Source organism: Mycobacterium sp. 1165196.3 (assembly GCF_001673415.1).
GTDB classification, from domain to species: domain Bacteria; phylum Actinomycetota; class Actinomycetes; order Mycobacteriales; family Mycobacteriaceae; genus Mycobacterium; species Mycobacterium europaeum_A.
Map to the genome: position 1 here is coordinate 13,865 of NZ_LZLU01000151.1, position 18,488 is coordinate 32,352.

Consider the following 18,488-nt stretch of genomic DNA (forward strand, 5'->3'; position numbering starts at 1 on the left):
CCAAGCCGGACTCTACGGTCGAGCAGATAGTTGGTCAATCAACTCCCTCGGGGTTCGGGGAAGGCCACCTCGGCGTTACCCGGCATCGGGCTGACACCGCGTCGCTCACACACTTCCAGCACCTCGTCGACGATCGACGCGGGCACGATGAACTTCTCCGTCGAGGAGATCTGCTCGAGATGGGCCGCGATGTCCTCGGCGGTGGGACGGCTGTCGGCCTCGGCGAGCCAGCCCTCGGTGAGGCCGACGAACACCCGCGCGTAGCGGCCGGCGGCCGCGGAGTAGTTGCGGTGGGTGAAGGTGCAGGCGGTGCTGGCCAGAAACGTCACCAGCGGTACCACGAGCTCGGGCCGGATGGCTTGCATGAAGCCGGATTCGGCGAGGAACTTCTCGTCGCCGACGGTCTCGGTGACCATCCGCGAAAAGCCGGTAGGCATAACGGAATTGGCGAGTATGCCGTGCGCTTCGCCCTCGATGGCGATGACGTTGGTCAGCCCGACCAACCCGGCCTTGGCCGCCGCGTAGTGGGCCTCCATCGGTTGGCCGAAGATCCCGGCGGATGACGAGATGAACACGAAGCGTCCGCCCCCGCTGTTCTTCATCGCCCGATACGCGGGCTGGGCCAGATGAAAGCCGCCGTCGAGATGCACGCGCAACATCCGCGTCCAGTCGTCGTGCGAGAGGTCCTCGAACGCCACGCTGCCGAAAATGCCGGCGTTGCTGACCACGGCGTCCAGGCGCCCGAACCCATCGACGGCGGCGTCGACGATCGCCTGGCCGCCGGCCGGATTGTCCACGGAGTCGTACGAGGCGAGCGCGGTGCCACCGGCCCGGGTGATCTCGTCGACCACCTCGTCGGCGACGCGGGTGTCGGATCCGTCGCCGCGCATGGAGCCGCCGAGGTCGTTGACCACCACCGCCGCACCCCGGCGGGCCAGGTCCAGCGCGTACAGGCGACCGAGTCCCCGACCGGCCCCGGTCACCACCGCCACCTGGCCGGTGAACTCAATCATCGTGTGCTCCTGATTCATTGACTGCCGTGCAGCCGGACTTTACGGTGGAACAGATATTTGGTCAACAATCCGGAGGTGTGCGTGGGGGACGACGCCGGGGGCGACCGGGTGCAGGGGCTCGGCATGCTCGCCTCGGCGCTTGCGGGCCGGGCGGCGGCGGTCGCCGAACTGCCACCCGGCGAACCCGCGTGGACGGACGGCCGAACGATCTACGTCGATGCCGCCGCCGAGCCGCGCGCGCGGCTCGAGTCGGTCGCCGTGCACGCCTCGATGATCGCGGCCGGCAGCCTGGATCCCGATGTGGTCGCTAAGTTGGTGCGGCACCGCAAACTGGCGCAGCGCTATCTGGCGGTCGAAGGCCACCGCGCCCTGATCGCGAATGCCGCTTTGCTGCCAAGCGTTTTGGCGTCGCTGGGCGACCCCGACATCGCGCGCCGCAGCGATTCGCCGCGCGCGTCGCTGGACGTCGCCGCGGCACGGGTGGCGCTGCCGGAGCCGCCGCCGCAGTTCGGGGTGCTGCGCGCGGCGAAGGTGGTCGCCGCGTGCGCTCGGGCGGCCAAACAAGACGAAGAGGCCAGGCCCGGACACGTGCCGCGGAGCAACGGCGCAACGGAACTGGACGAGCTCGACGACGGCGAGGTGGACGACTCCGACGATCCCGACCTGTTCACCAGCCCCGTCGGCGGGGGCGGATTCATCGGCAAGTGGTTGAAGAAGATGCTGTCCTCTGCACGCAAGACGGGAAGTGGCGGGGGTCCGCCCGGCGCGGACAACCCGACCCATCGCACCAGTTCCGGCAGGCGCGGCGCATACGCCGTCACGTCGCTGGCCTCGACCTCCGGTGACGACGCGGACGCCGAGCGCGAGGGCCAAACCGCCGCCGACGGTGTGCGATATCCGGAATGGGATGTCGCGCGCAAGAGCTACCGGCCGGCCTGGTGCACCGTGCGCGAGATCGATCCGCAGATCAAGGTGTCGGCCACCCAGGCCATCGACGATGCCGTCGGGGTGCGGCGGCCGCTGTCGCGGCTCGGCATGGGTCTGCACCGCCGCCACCGGCAGGCGCAGGGCGACGACATCGACATCGACGCGGCCGTGGAAGCCCGGGTGGAGGTGCGGGCCGGGTCGGTGCCCGACGAGGCCGTGTACCTGGACAGCCTGCGCCGCCGGCGCGACCTGTCGGTGCTGCTGCTGCTCGATGTGTCGGGCTCGGCGGGCGAACCCGGAACGGTCGGCCGCACGGTGCACGAACAACAGCGTGCGGCGGTCGCGAACCTGACCGTGGCGCTGCACGATCTCGGTGACCGCGTCGCGCTGTACGCCTATTACTCGCAGGGCCGGCGCGCGGTGAGCATGGTGCCGGTCAAGCGGTTCGACGACCAGCTGAACGCCCAGGTCATCAGGCGGCTGAACAGCCTCGAGCCCGGCGCGTACTCGCGGCTGGGCGCCGCGATCCGCCACGGTGCGGCCACCCTGGAGGCGCGCGGCGGCACGTCACGGCGGCTGCTGGTGGTGCTTTCCGACGGGCTGGCCTACGACCATGGCTATGAGCGGCCATACGGTGCCGCGGACGCGCGCCGCGCGCTCACCGAGGCCCGCCGCCGGGGAACCGGTTGCGTGTGCCTGACGATCGGCGCGGGAACCGACGTGCACTCGTTGCGCCGGGTCTTCGGCAGCACCGCACACGCGACCATCGCACACCCCGACCAGCTCGCCGGTGTGATCGGACCCCTGTTCCGCTCCGCGCTGCGTTCGGCGGAGGTGCGCCGCAGGATATCCGTGATACCAAGTCCCAGAACACCATTGGCGCACCGGACCGCCGTCGCCAGCGGCCGCGCCACTTGAAACAAACATCTGTTCCGGCTAGGCTCCAATCGCCGGAAGTAGCAGAAGGGAAGCTATGGCCAACGAGTCCGGGCTTGCTTACTTCAACCGAGGGACCCCCGAGGGGGAGCCCGTGCGGCCTTACTACCAAGCGGTCGGCAGCGAAGAGGCCGTATTCAAGGCGGCCTATCGGCAGGGCCTGGCGCTGGTCCTCAAGGGCCCGACGGGCTGCGGCAAGACGCGATTCGTCGAGGCGATGGCCCACGACCTCGGGCGCCCGCTGATCACCGTCGCCTGCCATGACGACCTCACCACCGCGGACCTGGTCGGCCGCTACCTGCTGCGCGGCGACGAGACGGTGTGGGTGGACGGCCCGCTGACCCGGGCGGTGCGCGAAGGGGCGATCTGCTACCTGGACGAGGTGGTGGAAGCCCGGCAGGACACCACGGTGGTGCTGCACCCGCTCGCCGACCACCGGCGACAGCTGCCCATCGAGCGACTCGGCATCACGCTGGACGCGGCGCCCGGATTCGGCCTGGTGGTGTCCTACAACCCCGGCTATCAGAGCGTGCTGAAGGATCTCAAGGACTCGACTCGACAGCGGATGGTGGCCATCGAATTCGATTTCCCCACAGCCGATATCGAAGAGGGCATTGTCGCGCACGAGGCGGGCGTGGACCGATCCACCGCGGCCGAGCTGGTCCGCTTCGGGCAGGCCATCCGCCGGCTGGAAACCGGCGGGCTGCGGGAGGTGGCGTCGACGCGGGTGCTGATCGCCGCGGGCAGGCTGGTCGCCGAGGGGTTGAGCATGCGCGACGCGGCGCGGGCCGCGATCGCGGGCCCGCTGACCGACGACGTGGCGGTGGGCAAGGCGCTGGGCGAGATGATCGAGATCTACCTCGCGCCGGACGGGTCCGGCGGGTCCGATGATTGACGCTGCATACCGCCCCCGCTAGGGTCTGAACAAATATTAGGTTTGCCATTCGGCGCGCGATTCTGTCACCTGGGAGGTCGGATGTCCTACGAGAGCAGCGCAGAGCCCATCAAGGTCGGTTACCTGATGGACTTCACGCTCCCGCCGGGTTTTCCCGAGGATCTGTTCGCCTCCTTCACCCAGACTTTCGAGCTCATCTTCGAAGAAGCCGTCGCCGAGGGACTGATGGACCGGCCGGTGCAGATGATCTACCGCGAGGTCGAGGGTTTGCCCAAAGGTTCGGTCAAGGCGGTGATCGATGCGTATGGCGAACTCGTCGACGAGGGCTGTCTGGTGGTGTTCGGTCCGAATATCACGGATAACTGCGTGCCGTTGCGAGAAGCGATCGAGGAACGCTTCAAGGTCCCCGCGATCAGCGTGACCGGCACCGACGACTGGCTGGGCGAGTGGACCTTCGCCTTCCCGCAGGGATCCATGACCGACGAGCCGATCTTTTTGGCCGACCTCATCGCCAAGCGCGGACTCGCCGAGATCGGCGTGCTGGTCGAGCAGAGCCTGATCGGGGAGAGCTACCTGAAGAACCTGCGAAGTGCCTGCCGGCGCAAGGGCATTCGGATCGTGGCCGAAGTTCCCATCGCGCAGACCGCCCAGGACATCAACGCCGCGGTGCAAACGCTGCACGAGGCCAAGGCCGAGGCGATCGTGCACCTGGGCTTCGGCTTCGGCATCGTGTTCATCAACCCGGCGCTCGAGTCGCTCGGGTGGGACCCGCCCCGCTTCACCACGACGGCGTGGCAGAACGCCTGGGTCAACCCGATCATGTGGAACGCGTTCATGGGCTGGACGGGTGTCGACCAGTACGACGAGGCGAACCGGATCGGCCAGGACTTCCTCGACAGGTACGCGGCGAAGTACAACGGCAGTCGCCCCGAGTTCTGTGTGACCGTGGTCAACCGCGACGTCGCCGCGACGTTGGTGCGCGTGTTCACCGACGCCCATCCGTTGAGTCCCCGCGGCGTCAAAGAGGCGTTGGAACGGGTCAAGATGATGCCCGCCGCCTCCGGCGCGCCCGGCACCCGGGTGTCGTTCGGCAAGTGGACGCGCCGCGCCTGGATGGGTGCGGGCTATCTGGTGGCGCGGACCCTCGACGCCGACGGCATCAACTCGCACCTGGTGGATCGCTTCGGAGAGGAAGACTGATGTCCACAGAACAATCCATCCCGCTGACCACGGACGACAAACCCGTCGCGCCGGGCGGGCGCAAGCGCAGCTGGGGCGGTTGGATCGCCGGCGCGGCGCTGGCCGCCTTCGCGTTGTTCTTCATCGCGAATTGCCGTGTGGCCCTTGACCCTCGCGTCGCGAACCCAGGCGTGCAGGGCCGGCCGCGCCCGGTGAAGTTCACGTTCGGGCTGGACTACATCAGCTTCCTGGACTGGGCCACGGTGGTGGCGCTGATCGTGCTGTTGATCGTCTTCATCAGGGGCTGGCGCCGCAATCCCGGTAGCCCGGTGATGCTGATGTTCTTGTGTACCACGCTGATCGTGTGGCAGGACCCGATCATGAACTGGTCGCCGTTCGCGGTCTACAACCCAGATCTCGTGCACTGGCCGGAATCCTGGCCGCTGGTGTCGTTGTCGCCGACGGTCGAACCGTTCGTGGTCTTCGGTTACGTGATGTTCTACTTCGGCCCCTACTTCCCGGCCGTCTGGCTGCTGCGCAGGTTGCAGGCGAAGTACGGGCCCACCGGTTACGTGTCACGGCATCCCCTGATCAGCCTGGGGCTGATCACGCTGGTGATCGGTTTCATCTTCGATGCCTTCCTGGAAAACATCCTGATCCACTGGGGCATGTACATCTACTCGCAGGTGATCCCGTGGGGATCGGTGTTCACCGGCACCACCTTCCAGTTCCCGCTGATCTGGGAGTCGTTCTCGGTGTGCTTCGTGATGGTCCCCGCGGCGATCCTGTGCTATCGCGACGACACCGGTAAGTCCGTCGCGGAAAAGCTTGCCGCAAAAGCGAAGTTGTTCCCCACGCGACCGGTGCTCGGCACGTTCCTGGTGATGTTCCTCATCATCAACGTGTCGTACTTCGCCTACGGTGGCTGGTTCTGGGCCATCAAGGCCAGTCACGCCGCCACGTCGGTGGCCTGCCCGTGGCCGTATCCCGAGGCCAAAGTCTATGACCCGCAAGGCTTCTACGAGAAGGCGGGTGCCCAGGGCCCTTACTCGGTCGGCATCTGGTCGACGTGGGCGAGCGGCGAACCCAACGGCCGGCCCCACGTCGATCCTCCACCGCCGGGCGAAGGCGCCTGCGCTGTCCAGGATCAAAAGGCGAGCCGGCATGGTTGAGCCGCGCGCCGTCGTCATCACCGGTGCATCCCGCGGACTCGGCTTCGCCTCCGCGGTGCGGATGTACCGGGAAGGATGGCGCGTGGTCGCGGCCATGCGCACTCCCGACCAGGCAATGCCGCTGCTGCGCAAGGCCATTGAGGATCAGGGCCTGGACGCACCCGACGACGACCGGCTGATCGGCGTCCAGCTCGACCTGACCGACAACGCGTCGATCGCCGCGGCGGCCAAGTCGATCGAAGAGGCCGTGGGCGCACCGTACGCGCTGGTGCACAACGCGGGCATCTCGGCCGCCGGCATGGTCGAGGAAACCGATATGGCGTTGTGGCAGCGCATGCTGGCCACCAGCCTCCTGGGCCCCGTCACGCTCACCCAAGCGTTGTTGCCGTCGATGCGGGCGGCGGGCCAGGGGCGAATCGTCCTGGTTTCCAGCGCCGCCGGGGTGCGCGGCCAGCCCGCAACCGCGCCCTACTCGGCGGCCAAGGGGGCGCTGGAGCGCTGGGGGGAATCGATGGCGTGCGAGATCGCGCCGTTCGGCCTCGGCGTCACCGTCCTGGTGGCCGGCACGTACGACACCGCGATCATCACCGACGCCGGCACCACCGATGACCGCAACTTCGGCGGCCCGTACGCCCGGCTGCACAACACCATGAACAGCCGCGGGCGTTTCGCGATGAAGATGGCCCGCCCACCCGAGCGGTTCACCGACGGCCTGCTCAGGGCGATCGAGGATCGGGGTGCGTTCCGCCGGCGGGGCGTCGGCCCGGATGCCTCGATGCTGTTGGTGGCCAACAGGATTCTGCCGGCGGCGGGCATGCACCACATGTCGCGGATCGTGCTGGGCATACCCCGTCAGGGCTCGATGCGCGACGGCGCGTGGCCCCTGACCACAAGCCAAAAAGCGATGGTGTTCGTCGCCCGTGTTCTTCCGCAACCGGCACTGCAGCGCTTGGCCGCGGTGGCAGGGCGGTTCTCGTCATCGAAGAACGCGGCACAGCAAGGGGATTGAAGGGGCAATCATGGAACAACTTTTCGACGATCTGGAAGACTTCGGCGCCTTCGACGACGCGGTCTCGGGGGACGTGCGCGACCCGTACACCGAGCTGGCCCGGCTGCGCCGTGAGGAACCGATCCAGCGCCTGGACACCTCCGGGATGCCGCACGAGGAATCCAAACCGGTCTTCATCGTCTACCGCCACGAGGAAGCCCAGCAGATGCTGCGCGATAACGAGACGTTCTCCTCGGCGGCCGTCATCGCGGCGTTCGGCCCAGTCCTGGGGGAGCGGGTCATGCTCGGCATGGACGAGCCGATCCACGGGCGGCTGCGGTCGCTGGTGTCAAAGGCGTTCTCGCAGAAGGCCTTGGCGCGCTGGGAGGACGAGCTGGTCGGCCGCGTGGCCAATGGCCTCATCGACAAGTTCGCGGCCAACGGCAAGGCCGACCTGGTCAAGGAATTCACCTTCGACTATCCGAGTCAGATCATCGCCGGTCTGCTGGGGCTGCCCGAGGAGGACTACCCGCAGTTCCAGCGCTGGTCCATCTCGCTGCTGAGTTGGATCCTGAACCCGGAACGCGGACTCGCCGCATCGGCGGCGCTGTGCGACTACTTCGCGCCCATCCTCGCGGCCCGCCGCGCCGAACCCAAGGACGATCTGATCAGCGCGCTGGCCCAGGCGGAGATCGACGGCGAGAAGCTCGAGGACGAGGAGATCTATTCCTTCCTGCGGCTGCTGCTGCCCGCCGGAGTGGAAACCACCTACCGCGCGCTGGGCAACCTCCTGCTCGCGCTGCTGTCCGATCCCAGGCAGCTCGACGCCATTCGCGCGGACCGGTCGCTGCTGCCGCAGGCGATCGAGGAGGGCGTGCGGTGGGAACCGCCGCTGTTGACGATCACCAGGGTCGCCACCCGCGACACCGAACTCGGCGGAGTCGCGATCCCGGCCGGGTCGAGCGTGATGCCGATGCTGGGCGCCGCCAACCGGCAGGAGGACCGCTACCCCGATCCAGACACGTTCAACATCCACCGGCAGCAGAGGCCGAATCTGGCCTGGGGGCACGGCGTGCACGTCTGCCTCGGCATGCACCTGGCCCGCCTCGAGATGCGCACGGCCATCAACCTGCTGCTCGACCGGCTGCCGAATCTTCGGCTGGACCCCGAGGGGGACGACCCGCACATCCGCGGCCAGGTCTTCCGGTCACCGACGTCGGTTCCGGTGCTGTTCGAGCCCCAATAACCGGCCCCGCAGCGGCTGCAACTTGCCAATCGGCTAGTTTGCGGTAAGGCTCTCCGTAGCCCCTCCATGATTCAGAAGAGAGTGACAGATATGACTGAGGCTGTAAAGGTCCGCTTCGAGCCGAAAATGATGATCGACGGCAAGCTCGTCGAGGGCCAGGCCGGTACCTTCACCAACATCAACCCGGCGACCGAAGAGTCCCTCGGCGAGGTTTCCGATGCCTCGAAGGAGGACATGCATCGGGCCATCGACGCCGCCCGGCGCGCCTTCGACGAGACCGACTGGTCGACCAACAAGGAGCTGCGCAAGCGCTGCCTGCTGCAGCTGCACGAGGCGATCGAATCCGAGATCGACGAGCTGCGCGAGGAGCTGATCCTCGAGGTCGGCTCGCCGCGGGCCATCACCTTCGGGCCTCAGCTGGACGCGCCGCTGGAAGACGGGCTGAAGTACCCGGCCCGGCTGATTGACGAGTACGCCTGGGAAACCGACCTGGGCGACAAGGTGATCAGCCTGACCGGCACGCTGACCACCCGCAAGGTGTGGCGGGAACCGGTGGGCGTCGTCGGCGCGATCGTGCCGTGGAACTTCCCCTTCGAGGTCACCCTCAACAAGCTGGGCCAGGCGCTGGGCACCGGCAACACGGTGGTGCTCAAGCCCGCACCGAACACGCCGTTCAACGCGAACCGGCTGGGCCGGCTCATCGCCGAGAAGACCGACATCCCCGCCGGCGTGGTCAACGTCGTCACCGCCTCGGACCACTTCGTGGGTGAGGAGCTGACGCTGTCGCCGAAGGTCGACCTGATCTCGTTCACCGGCTCGACGGTGGTGGGCAAGCGGATCATGGAGAAGGGCGCCGCCACGATGAAGCGGCTGTTCCTCGAACTCGGCGGCAAGTCGGCCACCATCGTCTTGGAGGACGCGGACTTCGCGACGGCCTGCATGGTCGGCATCGCGCCCTGCATGCACGCCGGTCAGGGTTGCGCGAACCCCACCCGGCTGCTGCTGCCGCGGTCCCGCTACGACGAGGGCGTGGAGATCCTGAAGAACATCTACGAGAACGTCACATGCGGCGACCCGCAGGACCCGGGAACGTTGTGTGGGCCGGTGATCTCGCAACGGCAGTTCGACCGCGTGACGGGCTACATCCAGAAGGGCGTCGAAGAGGGCGCCACGGCGCTGGTCGGCGGCCCCGGTGCGGAAACGGGCTTCGACAAGGGATACTTCATCCGGCCAACGCTTTTCACCAACGTCGACAACAAGATGACCATCGCGCAGGAGGAGATCTTCGGCCCGGTGCTCTCGGTCATCCCTTTCGACGACGAAGAGGACGCCATCCGGATCGCCAACGACAGCGTGTACGGGTTGGCCGGCAACGTGTTTGCCGGCTCCCTCGAGCGTGCGCTGTCGGTGACCCGCCGCATCAAGGCCGGCTTCATGGGCGTCAACGGGGGCGCCCCGTACGGTGCCGACACGCCGTTCGGCGGCTACAAGGAAAGCGGTGTGGGCCGCCAGAACGGTGTGGCCGGATTCGACCAGTACACCGAGATCAAGTCGGTCGCCTACCCGGCCGTGTAGCAAGGTTCCCCTTCGGCGAGATTGCCGTCAGGGTCGCAGTTTTCGGCTTGATCGCGACCGTGGCGGCAATCTCCGTTTCTGGTCCTCATTTTCGGGCTCCTCGGCTTGACCTAATATTTGTTCAGCCTTAGATTGGCTGGAGAGGTCGCGTCGCCCGGGTTGACGTCGGTGCGCGGTTACCTGGATGCCTAGGAGTCCTGTTGAACGAATTCGATTCGGTGGATTTCTTCACCGACCTGTCCCTGATTCCCGACCCGTACCCGTACTTCGACCACCTGCGCGCGCGGTGCCCGGTGCTGGCACGACCTGAGCAGGGCGTCCTGGCCGTAACGGGTCACTCCGAAGCGCTCGCGGTCTATAAGGATCCGGCGTTCTCGTCCTGCGTCTCGGTCGCCGGCCCGTTTTCGGGGCTGCCGTTCGAGCCCGAGGGCGACGACATCGGCAGCCTGATCGAACAGCACCGGTCGCAGATCCCGATGAGCGAACACATCGTGACGCAGGACCCGCCGGAGCACGCCAGGACGCGAGGCCTGCTCAGCCGCCTCCTGACCCCCAAGCGGCTCAAGGAGAACGAAGACTTCATGTGGCGGCTCGCCGATGAGCAGCTCGACGAGTTCGTATCCCGAGGCCGCTGCGAATTCCTCGACCAGTACGCGCGGCCGTTCTCCGGCCTGGTCATCGCCGACCTGCTGGGAGTTCCCATCGAGGATCACGAAGAGTTTCGGGATGTGTTCTCGGGCAAGTTCTCCGGTGGCGTCCAGGACGATTCGGTGACGCGGGCGCACAATCCGCTGGAATACCTCGACGAGAAATTCACCACGCACATCACCGACCGCCGCCGAGCGCCACGCGAAGACGTGTTGACCGAGCTGGCCCACGCGAAGTATCCCGACGGTTCGACTCCCGATGTCATCGACGTCGTCCGGCTGGCGACGTTCCTGTTCGCGGCCGGTCAGGAAACCACGACCAAGCTGCTGAGCTTCGGTGTCCGCACGCTCGCGGAGAACCAGGAGTTACAAAAGCTGCTCCGCGAAGATCGCGGCCGCATACCGAATTTCGTCGAAGAGACGCTGCGGATGGAAAGCCCGGTCAAATGTCACTTCCGGATGGCGCGCACGACGACGTCGATCGGTGACACCGAGGTCCCGGCGGGAAGCACCGTCATGTTGCTGCCCGGTGCGAGCAATCGGGATGCGCGAAAGTTCGAGCAGCCCGACGAGTTCCGCATCGACCGGCCCAACGTGCGAGAGCATGTGGCCTTCGGTCGCGGCAATCACTCGTGCCCGGGCGCACCGCTGGCCCGCGCGGAGGGGCGAATCTCGTTGAACCGCATACTCGACCGGATGGGGGACATCGCGATCGCCGAGGCCGAGCACGGGCCGCCGGACGCCCGCCGCTACACCTACGACCCGACCTGGCAGATGCGGGGCCTGTCCGAGCTGCACCTCGAATTCACCCCGATGTCGTGACTTCCCACCAAATCGGCGAGTGGGATCCCGGCTTCACCGAGCGCTTCGTCGCCGCGGCAGAACCCCTGGCGCGGCGCTGGTTTCGCTTCGAGGTGCGTGGGCTGGAATCGGTGCCGCCTCGTGGTGGTGCCCTGATAGTCGGCAACCACTCGGGCGGCATGCTCACGCCCGACGTGCTGATCTTCGCGGCGGCGTTCTACCGAAGATTCGGCTACCGACGCCCGCTGTACACGCTCGGCCATGACGGGATGTTCGTCGGGCCGATGTCGCGATGGCTGACCCGGCTGGGCGTCATTCGCGCCACCTCCGCGAACACCGCGCGGGCGCTGCGGTCCGGCGGCGTGGTGCTGGTGTTTCCGGGCGGCACCTACGACGCCTATCGACCGACGCTGGCCGAGAACGTCATCGACTTCAACGGCCGCACCGGGTACGTCCGGGCGGCGATCGATGCGCGGGTGCCGATCGTGCCGGTGGTCTCCATCGGCGGCCAGGAAAGCCAGCTGTTCCTCACCCGCGGCACGTGGCTGGCCAAGCGGCTGGGCCTGTCGCGCTGGCGCTCGGACATTCTGCCCATCACCGTGGGGTTTCCGTTCGGACTCAGCATGCTCGTGCCGCCCAACCTGCCGTTGCCGACCAAGATCGTCAGCGAAGTCCTCGAACCGATCGACGTCGCCACCCGGTTCGGCGATCAGCCCGGCGTCGCCGACGTCGACGCGCATGTCCGTTCGGTCATGCAGGCCGCCCTGGACGGCCTGGCTCACCAGCGACGCTTTCCCGTCCTGGGCTAAGGCCTCGCCGTGGCTTGCGGCATCGCGCCCGGCACGGTCGCCACGTCATCGGCCAACCCTGCGGCAGCGCGGATTTCGCGGAATGCGCCGACCATGGCGTCGGTGAGTTCATGGGGGTCGCCGAGGGTGCGGTCGTCGGCGATCACCGATATGTTCAGCTGATCGACGTAGCTCCACACGGTGATGTTGATCCCGCAGGCGGTGATCAACGGTCCGGCGGAATAGATTTCGCTGACCGGGGCGCCGGCGAAACGGCCGCGCTCACGCGGCCCCACCACGTTGGAGATCGGAATATTGAACAACCTGTTTCGGGTGTACCGCCGGGCCAACCATCGGAACGCCAGGGGAGCGGCAGCGCCGGGCAGGTAGCTGATCAACTTGCCATAGAGTTCCGGGCCGAACAGCTCGTTGTTCTCCTTGGCGATCGTCGTTGCCACGGACGTCAGGCGCACGCGCCGCAGCGGATCGCCGATGTGGGTGGGTAGCGACACCGCCATGCCCCCGAGCTCGTTGCCGCTGATCCGCTGCGGCGACCTGTCCGTAGTGGCCGGGACGGAGGCGACCAGGGGCTGGTTTGCGCTGCCGTCGTAGCGCAAGAGCAGTTCACGCAGTGCGCCCGCCGCGATCGCCATCACCATATCGTTGATGGTGATCTGCAGCTGCCTACCGGTCTGTTTGACCTGAGGTAGCGACAGCGTCGCGGTGGCGAAAGTCCTTGCCGGAGAGACGATATGGTTGAGGAAAGTCGGCGGCGCGTGCAGCATCCGGGCGAGGTCCGGTTGGCTGCCGCGCTGCCGGGCGCGCCGCCGCAGCCGCCGCGCCCCGCCGAGCGCCTCGGCTATCACCCCGGGTAACGCGGCGGCCTGCCGGGCATGATCCGCGGCGGCCGCACGCAGCAGCCGCGCCGTCGAGGGCGGAATGCACGTGGTGTCGTTGTCCCGGTCGTCCTGCACCGGGCCGGTCAAATCCATGAGCCTGGTCAGCAGATTGGCTGAGGCGACGCCGTCGGCCAGGGCGTGGTGCATCTTGCCGATGATCGCGAACTTGTTGTCCGCCAAGCCTTCGGCGAAGTGGAATTCCCACAGCGGACGGTCGCGGTCCAGTGGCACCCCGGCAATCTGGCCGATCACCCCGTCGAGCTCCCGACGGCCACCCGGGGTGGGCACCCGAACGCGCCGCACATGATAGTCGAGGTCGACCTCGCAATTCTGCAACCACATCGGGTGATGCAATCGCCACGGGATGTCGATCAGCTTGTAGCGCAACGGATCCAGCCGATGCAGTCGCCGGTGCAGCGTGCGCCGGAAAACGTCGAAGCTGACCTCGCCGTCGTAGCTGACGGTGTCGACGATCGCCACCTTCAAGGTGTGGGTATGCAGGTTCGGCGTCTCGCTGTACAGCAGCATCGCGTCCATGCCGTTGAGCCGCTTCACCCGACCATTATTGCCCTGCACCCGCGGTCGTGAGAACAAAATTCTGGTTCGGCGGCACGCGGCGAGCCCGGCTTCGCGCCAGAACCACCCCCGGGCTCCACCCGCCCAACCCCTTGGTTGACAATCGACGCAAGACTCCATTCTTTTCGAAGTCCACGTGTCAAAGGAGACAAGACCATGGCTGAAGCCGTCATCGTCGAGGCAGTGCGTTCACCGATCGGCAAGCGCAACGGCGGATTGTCCGGGGTGCACCCGGCGGATCTTTCCGCGCAGGTGCTCAACGGCCTGGTCGACAAGGCGGGCGTCGACCCGGCCCTGGTCGACGACGTCATCTGGGGCTGCGTCATGCAGGCCGGCGAGCAGGCCCTCGACATCGGCCGCACCGCCCTGCTGACCGCCGGCTGGCCCGAGACCGTCCCGGGCGTGACCGTGGACCGCCAGTGCGGTTCGAGCCAGCAGTCCATCCACTTCGCGGCCGCCGGCGTCGTCGCCGGACACTACGACGTCGTCGTCGCCGGTGGTGTCGAGTCGATGTCGCGGACCCCGATGGGCGCCTCGCTGGCCAACGGCGGGCGCCCGTATCCCCAGGCCTTCCTGGACCGCTACCAAGGCCAGATCCCCAACCAGGGCATCGGCGCGGAGATGATCGCCGAGCAGTGGGGGTTCGACCGCACCACGCTGGACCAGTTCAGCCTCGACTCGCACGAAAAGGCTGCCGCCGCACAGGATTCCGGAGCATTCGATGACCAGATCGTGGGCATCAAGGATCAGGACGGCAACGTGGTTCTCAAGGACGAAGGCATCCGCCGCGGCACCCCGATGGAGAAGATGGCCTCGCTGAAGCCGGCCTTCAAGGAGGACGGCGTGATCCACGCCGGCAACTCCTCGCAGATCTCCGACGGCTCGGCGGCGATCCTGTTCATGTCCGCCGAGAAGGCCAAGGAACTGGGGCTCAAGCCGATCGCCAAGGTGCACACCGCGACGCTGGCCGGAGCCGACCCGGTGATCATGCTGACCGCGCCTATCCCGGCCACCCAGAAGGTGCTCAAGCGGTCCGGGCTGTCCATCGGCGAGATCGGCGCCTACGAGGTCAACGAGGCGTTCGCGCCGGTCCCGCTGGCCTGGCTCAAGGACATCGGCGCCGACGAGAGCAAGCTCAACCCCAACGGTGGCGCAATCGCGCTGGGTCACCCGCTCGGCGGATCCGGTGCCCGGATCATGACCACCCTGCTGTATCACATGCGGGACAAGGGAATTCAGTACGGGCTGCAGACCATGTGTGAAGGTGGCGGCCAGGCCAACGCCACCATCGTGGAACTGTTGTGACCCAGCCGCCGGGGGCCCTGGCCGAGCGTCGGGGCAACGTGATGGTGATAACCATCAACCGGCCGGAAGCCCGCAACGCGGTGAACGCCGCCGTCAGCATCGGCCTCGGGGATGCGCTCGAAGAGGCGCAGCACGACCCCGAGGTGCGGGCGGTGGTGGTCACCGGCGCCGGCGACAAATCGTTCTGCGCCGGGGCCGACCTCAAGGCGATCGCGCGCCGGGAGAACCTGTATCACCCGGACCATCCCGAATGGGGCTTCGCCGGATACGTGCACCACTTCATCGACAAGCCCACGATCGCGGCGGTGAACGGTACCGCCCTGGGCGGTGGCACCGAGTTGGCGCTGGCCAGCGATCTGGTGGTGGCCGACGAACGCGCGCAGTTCGGTTTGCCCGAGGTCAAGCGCGGGCTGATCGCCGCCGCGGGCGGCGTGTTCCGCATCGTCGAGCAGTTGCCCCGCAAGGTGGCGATGCGGCTGCTGCTGACCGGCGAACCGCTGTCCGCGGCCGCCGCCTGCGAATGGGGCCTGATCAACGAGGTCGTCGCGCCGGGCTCCGTGCTGGACGCCGCGCTGGCCCTGGCCGAGCGCGTCACCGTCAACGCGCCGCTGTCTGTGCAGGCCAGCAAGCGGGTGGCCTACGGAGTCGACGACGGTGTCGTCGTCGCTGACGAACCGGGCTGGGAGCGCACCATTCGCGAGATGAAGGCGCTGCTCAGGTCCGAGGACGCCAAAGAGGGGCCGCTGGCGTTCGCCGAGAAGCGGGAGCCGGTCTGGAAGGCGCGCTAGTGCCGGCGCGGTATCAGCGCTAATGCGCGAGGATGTTGACCCCGCGGCCGAACACCGCGGGTAGCAGCGCGCAGGTCGGGACGACCGCGCGGCGCACCGCCCGCGGCGTGCTGGCCAGCACCAGCGCGCGGGTGAGCAGCCGGTAATCGCGGGTGATCCGGTGCCACGCCGTCTCGTACGCGGCCGGCCTCTCGTTCACGATGGCGTCGACCGCCGCGGCGGACTGCTTGAACGCCAGGCTGATGCCCTCGCCGGTGAGCGCGTCCTCGTAGCCGGCCGCGTCCCCGACCAGCAGCACCCGCCCCGCCACCCGGCGCGAGACCACCTGCCGCAAGGGTCCGCAGCCGCGGGGCTGCCCGGGCTCGGCGCCGTGCAGCTGGCGGGCCAGCCGCGGGAACCACGCCGGGTCGGGCCGGCCGCGCGACAGGATGGCCACCCCGACCAGGTCGGGCTCGACCGGTGTCACGTACGCCTCGCCCCAGCGCGACCAGTGCACCTCGACGAATTCCGACCAGGCCGGTACCCGGTAGTGCCAACGCACGCCGTAGCGCCGCGGCGTCCCCGCCGTCGCGGAGATTCCGACGGCGCGCCGCACCTGCGAATGCAGCCCGTCGGCGGCCACCAACCATTTCGCGCGCACGCCGGCGGCCGAGACACCGTGGGCGTCCTGCGCCACCTTCGTCACCCGCGCGCGGATCCAGTCGGTGTCCTGCTCCTTGGCGCGCGCGGCCAGCGCCGCGTGCAACGTCGTGCGGCGCACGCCGCGCCCCGGCCCGCCACGAAATTGCGCCTGCGCTCGCCGCCGCTCACTCACGTACGCGATCCCGTGAAAGGGCATGCCGACGGGATCCACGCCCAGCGAGGTCAATTCGGCCAAGCCGCCCGGCATCAACCCCTCGCCACACGCCTTGTCGATGGGCCCGTCCCGCGGTTCGGCCACGATCACCGAAAGTCCTTGGCGGCGAGCGTGTAACGCCGTCGCCAGCCCGCCCGGGCCGCCGCCGACGATCAACAGGTCCGCGTCGTAGGACATGAGCGCCGCTCCTCTCCCCCGCAAGCGGGAGGTGCCCCCGCATCGCTCTTTCGCTCTGCATCGTCGCCAGCGCGGTCGCTCACGTGTAGCCCAACGCCGAGTTCTCCACCTGTAGACGCACCCTGAGCAACGCGGCGTTGGCCAGCGTGAACAGCGCCGCGGTCAGCCACGCCGTGTGCACCAGCGGCAGTGCCAAGCCTTCGGCCACCACTGCAACGTAGTTCGGGTGGTGCAGCCAGCGGTAGGGACCCTGACGCACCAGCGGCGCCTGCGGCAGCACGATCACGCGGGTGTTCCATCGCCGGCCCAGCGTCGTGATGCACCACCAGCGCAGCGCCTGGCTGGCCACCACCACCGCCAGCATCGGCCAGCCCAGCCACGCGATGAAGGGCCGGTGCAGCGCCCACGGCTCGACGAGGCAGCCGACCAGCAACGCGGTGTGAATGGTCACCATCACCGGATAGTGGGACCGGCCAAACTCCTTGGCGCCCTGCGTAAACGACCATCGCGCATTGCGGGTGGACACCACCAGCTCCGCCACGCGCTCCAGCCCGACCGCCAGCACCAGCAGGTAATACATGGCTACAGTCTTTACCAGCTCTACCAGGCCAGCAGCACCAGCTCGGAGCAGAACGCCGGGCCCATCGCGATCATCAACCCCATCGAGCCGGGCGGGGGCGGATCGGCGAGGTTGGCCGCGAGCACGTCGAGCACCGAGACCGACGACAGATTGCCGTTATCGCGCAACGAGTTTCGTGTGTGGTCGAGAGCGGCCGGGGGAAGGTCCAGGACGCTCTCGACGGTCTCTATCACCCGCGGGCCGCCCGGGTGGCACACCCAGGTCGTCACATCGCGCGGGGTCAGCCCGTGGTCGGCGAGGAAATCGCGGACGTCGTCGCCCAGATACTTCTCTGCGATGGTGGCGACGTCGGCGGACAGCACGATCCGGAAGCCGTCGGCGCCGATCTTCCAGCCCATGATCTCCTCGGTATCGGGATAGAGGTGGCTGCGGGTGGCCAGCACGCGGGGACCGGTGTGTTCGCGGCCGGCGCGGTTGGCGCCCTCGGTGATCACCACCGCCGCCCCGTCCCCGAACAGGCTGGTGGCGACGAGATTGGCGACCGACCTGTCCTGGCGTTGAACGGTCAGCGAGCACAGCTCCACCGCGAGCAGCGCGGCCGTGTGATCGGGGAAGGCGCGCAGGTAGTCGTGCATGCGCGCCACGCCCGCCGCACCGGCCACACACCCCAGGCCGAACAGCGGGACACGCTTGACGTCGGGGCGCAGCCCGACCCGCGTCGCCAGCCGCGCCTCCAGCGTGGGAACCGCCAGCCCGGTGACCGTCGTGGAAAACACGATGTCGAGCTCCGATGGCTTGACCTTGGCCTCATCCAGCGCGGCCACCAGCGCCTGCTCGCCCAGATCCAGCGCGACCTCGAGATAGGCGTCGTTGGCCTCGGTGAACCCGCTCAGCTCGCGATAGCGCGGCAGCCGCAACGCGGTGTTGCGGAACTCCACCCCGCTGCTCGACGCGAAACGGCGAAAGTCCGGACCGGCGATGTCGGTGAGCGCGCAGAGAAATCCGTCCATTGCCGGCGTTGCGGTGAAGTTTCCACCCAATCGCTATACCCAAAGCGAAGCCATCTGCGCGCTCACCGACATCGCCGGTCCGGACTTTCGCCGTTTCGCGTCGAGCAGCGGGGTGGAGTTCCGCAACACC

Annotated in this window: 16 protein-coding genes; 11 read left to right on the plus strand and 5 right to left on the minus strand. The window is 67.8% G+C overall.

The window, feature by feature from the left end:
- Window positions 1-38 precede the first annotated feature (38 nt).
- On the minus strand, window positions 39-1,013 hold the full coding sequence (locus tag A5659_RS16470) for an SDR family NAD(P)-dependent oxidoreductase (protein WP_067182553.1): 975 nt from the start codon (window positions 1,011-1,013) through the stop codon (window positions 39-41).
- An 81-nt stretch (window positions 1,014-1,094) separates the two neighbouring features.
- Here A5659_RS16470 and A5659_RS16475 point away from each other — a divergent pair, with 81 nt between their 5' ends.
- The 9 genes from A5659_RS16475 to A5659_RS16515 all read left to right on the plus strand — a co-directional run bounded on the left by A5659_RS16475 (window position 1,095) and on the right by A5659_RS16515 (window position 12,188).
- Window positions 1,095-2,858 (plus strand): nitric oxide reductase activation protein NorD, encoded by a 1,764-nt coding sequence (locus A5659_RS16475; protein WP_067182556.1) that lies wholly within the window; start codon window positions 1,095-1,097, stop codon window positions 2,856-2,858.
- 55 nt (window positions 2,859-2,913) lie between these two features.
- A complete protein-coding gene (locus A5659_RS16480; RefSeq protein ID WP_066866156.1) occupies window positions 2,914-3,771 on the plus strand; it encodes a CbbQ/NirQ/NorQ/GpvN family protein in 858 nt (285 codons plus the stop codon).
- 81 nt (window positions 3,772-3,852) lie between these two features.
- Window positions 3,853-4,971, plus strand: coding sequence for an ABC transporter substrate-binding protein (locus A5659_RS16485; protein ID WP_067182535.1), 1,119 nt, complete (start codon window positions 3,853-3,855; stop codon window positions 4,969-4,971).
- Window positions 4,971-6,122: a spirocyclase AveC family protein gene (locus A5659_RS16490; RefSeq protein ID WP_067182538.1), complete on the plus strand. Its 1,152-nt coding sequence runs from the start codon at window positions 4,971-4,973 to the stop codon at window positions 6,120-6,122. The genes A5659_RS16485 and A5659_RS16490 overlap by 1 nt, the downstream gene beginning before the upstream one ends.
- Window positions 6,115-7,131, plus strand: a complete 1,017-nt coding sequence (locus tag A5659_RS16495; RefSeq protein WP_067024756.1) for an SDR family NAD(P)-dependent oxidoreductase — start codon at window positions 6,115-6,117, stop codon at window positions 7,129-7,131. The genes A5659_RS16490 and A5659_RS16495 overlap by 8 nt, the downstream gene beginning before the upstream one ends.
- A gap of 10 nt (window positions 7,132-7,141) precedes the next feature.
- The gene (locus tag A5659_RS16500; protein WP_066878656.1) at window positions 7,142-8,356 is read left to right on the plus strand and encodes a cytochrome P450; all 1,215 of its coding nucleotides are present in this window, start codon (window positions 7,142-7,144) and stop codon (window positions 8,354-8,356) included.
- Window positions 8,357-8,446: 90 nt separating this feature from the next.
- A complete protein-coding gene (locus A5659_RS16505; protein ID WP_066866165.1) occupies window positions 8,447-9,931 on the plus strand; it encodes an aldehyde dehydrogenase family protein in 1,485 nt (494 codons plus the stop codon).
- Between the two features lie 200 nt (window positions 9,932-10,131).
- Window positions 10,132-11,400 (plus strand): cytochrome P450, encoded by a 1,269-nt coding sequence (locus tag A5659_RS16510; RefSeq protein ID WP_066878654.1) that lies wholly within the window; start codon window positions 10,132-10,134, stop codon window positions 11,398-11,400.
- Window positions 11,397-12,188 (plus strand): lysophospholipid acyltransferase family protein, encoded by a 792-nt coding sequence (locus A5659_RS16515; protein ID WP_082976087.1) that lies wholly within the window; start codon window positions 11,397-11,399, stop codon window positions 12,186-12,188. The genes A5659_RS16510 and A5659_RS16515 overlap by 4 nt, the downstream gene beginning before the upstream one ends.
- Here A5659_RS16515 and A5659_RS16520 read toward each other — a convergent pair.
- Window positions 12,185-13,621 carry a wax ester/triacylglycerol synthase family O-acyltransferase gene (locus tag A5659_RS16520; protein WP_067182541.1) on the minus strand — a complete coding sequence of 479 codons (1,437 nt, stop codon included), beginning with the start codon at window positions 13,619-13,621 and terminating at the stop codon, window positions 12,185-12,187. The genes A5659_RS16515 and A5659_RS16520 overlap by 4 nt on opposite strands.
- Window positions 13,622-13,798: 177 nt before the next feature.
- Between A5659_RS16520 and A5659_RS16525 the strand changes: the two genes are divergently transcribed.
- Together A5659_RS16525 and A5659_RS16530 are read left to right on the plus strand one after the other, a co-directional pair.
- Window positions 13,799-14,947 (plus strand): thiolase family protein, encoded by a 1,149-nt coding sequence (locus A5659_RS16525; protein WP_066866172.1) that lies wholly within the window; start codon window positions 13,799-13,801, stop codon window positions 14,945-14,947.
- A complete protein-coding gene (locus tag A5659_RS16530) occupies window positions 14,944-15,735 on the plus strand; it encodes a crotonase/enoyl-CoA hydratase family protein (RefSeq protein WP_066866173.1) in 792 nt (263 codons plus the stop codon). Before A5659_RS16525 ends, A5659_RS16530 begins: the two co-directional genes overlap by 4 nt.
- A gap of 19 nt (window positions 15,736-15,754) precedes the next feature.
- Here A5659_RS16530 and A5659_RS16535 read toward each other — a convergent pair whose 3' ends face one another.
- From A5659_RS16535 to A5659_RS16545, 3 genes are all read right to left on the minus strand, one after another.
- Window positions 15,755-16,768 carry an NAD(P)/FAD-dependent oxidoreductase gene (locus A5659_RS16535; protein ID WP_066878648.1) on the minus strand — a complete coding sequence of 338 codons (1,014 nt, stop codon included), beginning with the start codon at window positions 16,766-16,768 and terminating at the stop codon, window positions 15,755-15,757.
- Window positions 16,769-16,847: 79 nt separating this feature from the next.
- Window positions 16,848-17,348: an isoprenylcysteine carboxyl methyltransferase family protein gene (locus tag A5659_RS16540; protein ID WP_066866076.1), complete on the minus strand. Its 501-nt coding sequence runs from the start codon at window positions 17,346-17,348 to the stop codon at window positions 16,848-16,850.
- A gap of 20 nt (window positions 17,349-17,368) precedes the next feature.
- Window positions 17,369-18,358 (minus strand): type III polyketide synthase, encoded by a 990-nt coding sequence (locus tag A5659_RS16545; RefSeq protein WP_156749250.1) that lies wholly within the window; start codon window positions 18,356-18,358, stop codon window positions 17,369-17,371.
- Between the last annotated feature and the right edge of the window lie 130 nt (window positions 18,359-18,488).